The 3,252-nt window shown below is 74.3% G+C and carries 2 protein-coding genes; both read left to right on the top strand.

The features are described 5' to 3' along the window. Positions 1-431: 431 nt before the first annotated feature. Positions 432-2,120, top strand: a complete 1,689-nt coding sequence (locus tag GT030_RS35175; RefSeq protein WP_161204538.1) for a serine/threonine-protein kinase — start codon at positions 432-434, stop codon at positions 2,118-2,120. A 132-nt stretch (positions 2,121-2,252) separates the two neighbouring features. Next, positions 2,253-3,252, top strand: a 1,000-nt coding sequence (locus tag GT030_RS35180) for a serine/threonine-protein kinase (RefSeq protein ID WP_161204539.1), incomplete at its 3' end; no start/stop codon positions are given.

Here is a 3,252-nt window from a genome sequence, read left to right on the forward strand (position 1 = left end):
GCGTCGCGGCGCCACCCCGCCCCGGGGACGCGCCCTGCGGATCTACGACGGTCAGCCGGATCTGCATCGCCGTCAGCGGTCCCTTCCGCCCGGCCGCGGAGGTCCCCCACTCCGCACGGGCACGTAGGCCAGTACTGCACGCATCCTCGCACCTGTCCCGGCTCTCCCGCCCGCGTCCCGGTACGAAGTGATCTTGATTGGTCAGCTCTGCCCCCAAAAGTGCCTGACCAGTAGCGCGGCGGCGATCACTTGAGATCGGTCACGCACCGGAACCGGCAACCGGCGGACCGAGGTGAGCGTCTTTCCACCGAACATGTGCCGGAAGCCGCACGTAGTACTCAGGGGGCGGCTTCCGGAGGGGCCACTACAGTGGTCGGAACGCCGGAACACCCCGGCGGCAATCGGCGAACAAGCAGCAGGGAGCGCGTGACGTGCGGCCAGTCGGCAGCAAGTACCTGCTCGAGGAGCCGCTCGGACGCGGCGCCACGGGCACCGTCTGGCGCGCCCGCCAGCGGGAGACGGCGGGCGCCGAGGCGGCCGTGGCGGGCCAGCCCGGCGAGACGGTCGCCATCAAGGTCCTCAAGGAGGAGCTGGCGAGCGACCCGGACATCGTGATGCGCTTCCTGCGCGAGCGCTCCGTACTCCTCCGGCTCACCCACCCCAACATCGTCCGGGTCCGCGACCTGGTCGTCGAGGGCGACCTGCTGGCGCTCGTCATGGACCTCGTCGAGGGCCCCGACCTGCACCGCTACCTGCGCGAGAACGGCACCTTCTCGCCCGTCGCCGCCTCCCTGCTCACCGCCCAGGTCGCCGACGCGCTCGCCGCCAGCCACGCCGACGGCGTCGTCCACCGCGACCTGAAGCCCGCCAACGTGCTGCTGCGCCAGTACGACGGCCGGATGCACCCGATGCTGACCGACTTCGGCATCGCCCGGCTGGCCGACTCACCCGGCCTGACCCGCACCCACGAGTTCGTCGGCACCCCCGCCTACGTCGCCCCGGAGTCCGCCGAGGGCCGCCCGCAGACCTCAGCCGTCGACGTCTACGGCGCCGGCATCCTGCTGTACGAGCTGGTCACCGGGCGTCCGCCGTTCTCCGGCGCCACCGCCCTCGAGGTGCTGCACCAGCACCTCAGCGCCGAGCCGCGCCGCCCCTCCACCGTCCCCGACCCGCTGTGGACGGTGATAGAGCGCTGCCTGCGCAAGAACCCCGAGGAACGGCCCAGCGCCGAGAACCTCGCCCGCGCCCTGCGCGTGGTCGCCGAGGGCGTCGGGGTGCACGCCAACCCGGCCCAGATCGCCGCGGCCGAGGGCGTCGCCGCCCTCCTCGCGCCCGACCCCGCCCCGGCCCCCGTACCCGACGTGCCCGGCGCCTCCGACGCCACCCAGGTACTGCCCCCGAACACCGCCCGGACGGCCTACGACCCCAACGCGGCCACCAGCTTCCTGCCGCACACCGCAGGCCCGCAGGGCGCCGCCGACCCGACCACCGTCCTCCCGAGCACCGGCGCCGCCGACCCCACCACGGTCATGCCGCCGGTGCCGCAGGGCCGGCCGGGCCAGTACGACCCGCAGGACCCCTACGGGCAGAACCAGCAGAACGCGCAGAATCCGGACCAGCCGCACCCCTGGCAGACCCAGCTCCGCGCCGCCCGCGACCGCAACGAGCAGACGCAGGTCCAGTACCTCGACCCGGACGAGGACCCGCTGCGCCGCCGCCCCCAGCGGCAGGCCGCCCGCCCGCAGCACCAGCCGCAGCAGCCGCGTCAGCAGCAGCCGCAGCAGCGTCCGGCGCCCCGGCGCTCGACCCCGCAGCCGCAGCAGTACTCCCCGCCGCCGCAGCCCCAGCGCTACGCCCCCGAGCCGCAGCGGCCCGCGCGCGAGCCCCGGCCGGCCCGGCAGCGCGGCGCCAACCCGATGAAGATCCCCGGCCTGGGCTGCCTCAAGGGCTGCCTCTTCACGATCGTCATCCTGGTCGTGGCGAGCTGGCTGATCTGGGAGCTGACCCCGCTGCACACCTGGGTCGGCCAGGGCAAGGGCTACTGGGACCAGCTCAGCGACTGGGCCGGCTCCGTCGCCGACTGGTTCAAGAGCCTGGACAGTTCCTCCGGCGGCAGCTGAACGGCCGCTCGCGGAGCCGGTTCTGGGGACTTGTCGACACCCAGCGGGTGATTTCCGGCTCCGCGGTGAAGGCGGCCCCCGTGGGCGCGTAGTTTTGTCGACCGGGGCAACACGCGTCTGGTGGGAGCAGTCTTGGCACGGAAGATCGGCAGCCGGTACACCGCCAACCAGATCCTGGGGCGGGGCAGCGCCGGGACGGTGTGGCTGGGCGAGGGACCGGACGGGCCCGTCGCCATCAAGATGCTGCGCGAGGACCTCGCCTCCGACCAGGAGCTGGTCGGCCGCTTCGTGCAGGAGCGGACCGCGTTGCTGGGACTCGAGCACCCGCACATCGTGACCGTGCGGGACCTCGTGGTCGACGGCAACGACCTCGCCCTCGTCATGGACATCGTGCGCGGCACCGACCTGCGCACCCGCCTGGAGCGCGAGCGCCGGCTCGCGCCCGAGGCCGCGGTGGCGATCGTCGCCGACGTCGCGGACGGGCTCGCCGCCGCGCACGCGGCCGGGGTCGTCCACCGGGACGTCAAGCCCGAGAACATCCTCCTCGACATGCGCGGCCCGCTCGGCCCCGGCGGCGCCCACCCGGCGCTGCTCACCGACTTCGGCGTGGCCAAGCTCATCGACTCGCCCCGGCGCACGCGTGCCACGAAGATCATCGGCACCCCCGACTACCTCGCCCCCGAGATCGTCGAGGGCCTGCCCCCGCGCGCGGCCGTCGACATCTACGCCCTCGCCACGGTCCTGTACGAGCTGCTCGCGGGCTTCACCCCCTTCGGCGGCGGCCACCCCGGCGCGGTGCTGCGCCGGCATGTCACCGAGACCGTGGTGCCGCTGCCCGGCATCCCCGAGGAGCTGTGGCAGCTCATCGTCCAGTGCCTCGCCAAGGGCCCCGCCTCCCGGCTGCGCGCCTCCGAACTCGCCGCCCGGCTGCGCGAACAGCTCCCCACCCTCGCGGGCATCCCCCCGCTGGAGGTCGACGAGCCCGACCCCGAGGCGGCCCCCGAGGAGCCCCCCGCCCCCCTTCCGTCCGGCGAGCCGGTCCGCCGCCGAGGCGCCGTCTCCCTGGTCCCCGGCGCCAAGCCCGACTCCAACCGCGACACCCACACCTCCATGCGCGTCCCGGCCCCCGACG

Origin of the sequence: Streptomyces sp. SID1328, from assembly GCF_009865595.1 — a bacterium.
In the GTDB taxonomy this organism is placed as follows: Bacteria; Actinomycetota; Actinomycetes; order Streptomycetales; family Streptomycetaceae; genus Streptomyces; species Streptomyces griseoluteus.